The 3,698-nt window shown below is 50.7% G+C and carries 2 protein-coding genes and 1 pseudogene; 1 reads left to right on the plus strand and 2 read right to left on the minus strand.

The window, feature by feature from the left end:
• Positions 1-252 precede the first annotated feature (252 nt).
• The gene (gene ilvD / locus NDI44_RS28685; protein ID WP_190414771.1) at positions 253-2,097 is read right to left on the minus strand and encodes a dihydroxy-acid dehydratase; all 1,845 of its coding nucleotides are present in this window, start codon (positions 2,095-2,097) and stop codon (positions 253-255) included.
• A 306-nt stretch (positions 2,098-2,403) separates the two neighbouring features.
• Positions 2,404-3,067, minus strand: a pseudogene (locus NDI44_RS28690) (IS1 family transposase).
• Here NDI44_RS28690 and NDI44_RS28695 point away from each other — a divergent pair.
• Positions 3,066-3,392 (plus strand): transposase family protein, encoded by a 327-nt coding sequence (locus NDI44_RS28695; protein ID WP_190414772.1) that lies wholly within the window; start codon positions 3,066-3,068, stop codon positions 3,390-3,392. The pseudogene NDI44_RS28690 and the gene NDI44_RS28695 sit on opposite strands and share 2 nt — an antisense overlap.
• The last annotated feature ends 306 nt before the right edge of the window (positions 3,393-3,698 follow it).

The raw sequence follows: 3,698 nt of genomic DNA on the forward strand, positions 1-3,698 counted from the left end.
TGTTCATGAATTAATGGTAATAAGACGTAACAAGCTGCCATTTTTTCAGAGAGGTCTGAGGGCTATGTCCTTGATTTTACGCATATTTTGACGGGGTTGTCACCCCGTGAGCTTTCCCACCTTACCAGTGACCTATTACAAGCGACACAACCCCGTTTTTGGGTCTGCGTATTTCTTTACTCCAGCATTTCCAGTTCCAAAACAACCGCTAGTACACCCAGATGGAAAGAGTTTTTGTGTCTGCGTATTTCTCTACTCCAGCATTTCCAGGTTTCGTACCGCGCCTTGATCCGCGCTAGTCGCCAGCAGTGCATAAGCCTTGAGCGCCGCAGTTACCCGACGCTGCCTCTTTTGTGCAGGCTTCCAAGCATCTTTGCCCTTTGCTTCCATTGCCACACGACGGTTGGCTAATTCCTCCGCCGATAGCTCCACATTAATGCGGCGATTGGGGATGTCAATCTGGATCGGATCGCCGTCCTTGACCAGAGCAATGTTGCCGCCTGCTGCTGCCTCTGGAGAGGCATGACCAATCGAGAGGCCCGAAGTCCCACCTGAGAATCGACCATCGGTCAGTAATGCACAAACCTTGCCCAATCCCTTGGATTTAAGGTAGCTCGTTGGATAGAGCATTTCCTGCATACCAGGTCCACCACGCGGTCCTTCATAGCGAATGATCAACACGTCGCCTGGTTCCACTTCATCACCCAGAATTCCTTTGACAGCAGCATCCTGGCTTTCATAAATGCGCGCTTTGCCTTCAAACACATGAATGCTTTCGTCTACGCCTGCCGTCTTCACAATACAACCGCGCTCAGCCAGGTTGCCGTATAGCACAGCCAGTCCGCCCTCGGTGCTGTAGGCATTTTTGAGGCGGCGGATACAGCCGTTTTCTCGGTCTAGGTCGAGTGAGGGCCAGCGGGTCGATTGACTGAACGCTTGCTGAGTTGGAATACCCGCAGGACCCGCCTTGAAGAAGGTGTGGACGGCTTCGTCATCGGTACGCATGACATCCCAGCGATCGAGCGCTTCTTTCAGCGTTTGACTGTGAACTGTCGGTACATCTGTATGGAGCAGACCAGCTCGATCTAGTTCGCCAAGAATGCTGGGGATACCGCCAGCGCGGTGAACATCCTCGATATGATACTGGGGTGTGTTTGGTGCCACTTTGCACAGTTGAGGAACTTGGCGCGAGAGGCGGTCGATGTCAGCCAAGGTAAAATCGACATCAGCTTCATGAGCGGCAGCCAGCAAGTGCAGAATGGTGTTGGTGGAGCCGCCCATTGCGATGTCCAGCATCATGGCATTCTCGAATGCTTTAAAACTGGCGACGGAGCGTGGCAGTACTGATTCATCGTCCTGCTCGTAGTAGCGGCGGGTAATGCTGACAATAGTGCGCGCAGCGTTGAGAAACAGATCCTTCCGGTCGAAATGGGTTGCAAGCACAGTGCCGTTCCCCGGTAAGGATAGCCCGATAGCTTCGGTGAGGCAGTTCATGGAGTTGGCGGTAAACATACCGGAGCAAGAGCCACAGGTCGGGCAGGCGGAACGCTCATACTCTTCGACCACCTCATCGCTGATACGGTCGTTCGCGGCAGCCACCATCGCGTCCACTAGGTCTAGTTTGTACTCCGAGAGTTTGGTCTTGCCCGCTTCCATCGGTCCCCCGGAGACGAATACGGCGGGAATATTAAGACGCAGGGCTGCCATCAACATTCCCGGGGTGATTTTGTCACAGTTGGAAATGCAGACCAGGGCATCGGCACAATGGGCGTTGACCATGTACTCGACCGAATCGGCGATAATCTCGCGCGAGGGCAGGCTGTAGAGCATCCCATCATGACCCATAGCGATGCCGTCATCCACGGCGATGGTGTTGAATTCTTTGGCGACACCACCAGCGGCTTCAATCTCACGGCACACCAGTTGTCCCAGATCCTTCAAGTGAACGTGACCGGGTACGAATTGAGTAAAGGAGTTGGCAACTGCAATGATTGGCTTCTCAAAATCCTCAGTGTGCATTCCGGTGGCGCGCCAGAGCGCGCGGGCACCGGCCATATTGCGTCCCTGGGTGGAGGTTTTGGAGCGATAGGTCGGCATGGCGCATCTTATTGGTCTAAGGGTTCTTAATAGTTTAGACGTTATGGTTGTGTCGCAAAAACTTCTCAGTGACAAATGCTCTGTGCAAATCTTGTTGCTTTAAGCGATAAGTCCAATGTGCTGTTGTCCCAAGAGAACCTTTATCGCTACGACATAGGAGAGATGAGAAGTATATCGATTTAGAAGTTTAACGACATTAAATTTGATTCTACGCCAAATAATGGTTCTTCCCAACTTTTGGTGATCCTGTGTCAGGATCAGGGTATACAGGCAACAAACTCAGAAGTTGGAATTTCTTCGGTAGTGCTACATAAGTAATGATGCATTGTAGTGATGGATAAAATACCAGATAGCACCAATGTGGTTCTCCAACGATTTTGAAAAGGACAAGGTTTTTCGGACTAGGCGAGATACCCGTTGCCTCAACGTATTGTTGAATCGCTCTTCGGTAGCTGGTTTTTCCAGTTTCTTTACCAACGGCTCGATGTCGTTTGCGGGCGTAGCACTGCCCCATAGGCTGCCCAAAAGTCGGTATAGGCGATAGCACACTGGCGATAAACCGGAGGCAAAGATTCCCATAACTTGCGTGCTGCGGCTTCATCCCGTGCGCCAATGTAAACGCCGACAATCTCACGAGTGTTTGTATCAAGAGCTAACCAGACCCACTGCTTGTTCACGAGTGTTGTCCACGAATGACCATAATTCATCGCATTGAATCGTTAGCCTCCCCTTTTTTTGGGTGCCGTATGCACGATCGAGGGGCACCTGAGCATATTTCTCATTAACATAGGGAAAGCAGCCATTGTTCAGAAACCTGGACGGCACGAGCGATTCCAGCCAGAGAAATGCGTTCCAACAGCAATCGGTCAATCAGCTCCCGTGTCGCTTGGTCGATCACTTTTTTAGTTGGTTGTTCAACAAACTGTCGTCCGCAGTCAAGGCATTTAAACCGTTGTTTACCGTTGTGGATGCGACCATTCTTGACCGTTTTGGAAGACGCACTTCAGGGGACACGCAGGCATGGGAGGAGAACGACAAGAAACTCTACTCCTCTATCATTACATCTTGAGTACTACCAATATTTACTACCGAGTCAAGACCATCTTCACCTCAACCAATGGAAGCTTGACCATGCCACTCATCAACTCACCCTAGTGGTTTCCTCTACTCAGAGAGCTACTGCTTGCCCACTTTGCCAAACTTCAACTCAAAAGATTCACAGCCGCTATGAACGGCAGTTGCAAGACCTCCCTTGCGTTCAGTTTGGTGTAACCTTACGGCTGCAACGCCTGTAAATTTTTCTGCGTCAATCCTGCGTGTAAGCGCCGAATTTTTACAGAGCGATTGCCCCAAGTAACGCTTCCTTGGGCACGACGAACTTGTCGATTTGCAGAACGCTTGATTGCAATTGGCTTAGCCTTAGGAGGTGCAGCAGGTGAACATCTAAGCCATCGATTAGGGCATAGAACGGCTGACAGTACTTTATTGTATCGCTCTTTTGTCACTTTAGGGAGAGGATAATAGGCTAAAACGGGTTCAAAGCCAGAATTTACCTATGACAGAACCACGTCCAGCCCAAGCCACCGTGAAATTTGTGGATG

This window comes from Trichocoleus sp. DQ-A3 (assembly GCF_039961975.1).
GTDB lineage: Bacteria > Cyanobacteriota > Cyanobacteriia > Cyanobacteriales > FACHB-T130 > FACHB-T130.

What these genes read in the sequence shown, in the direction of transcription:
- ilvD (WP_190414771.1), bottom strand. Translation starts at nt 2,097, where the DNA reads ATGCCGACCTATCGCTCCAAAACCTCCACCCAGGGACGCAATATGGCC.
- NDI44_RS28695 (WP_190414772.1), top strand. Translation starts at nt 3,066, where the DNA reads ATGCGACCATTCTTGACCGTTTTGGAAGACGCACTTCAGGGGACACGC.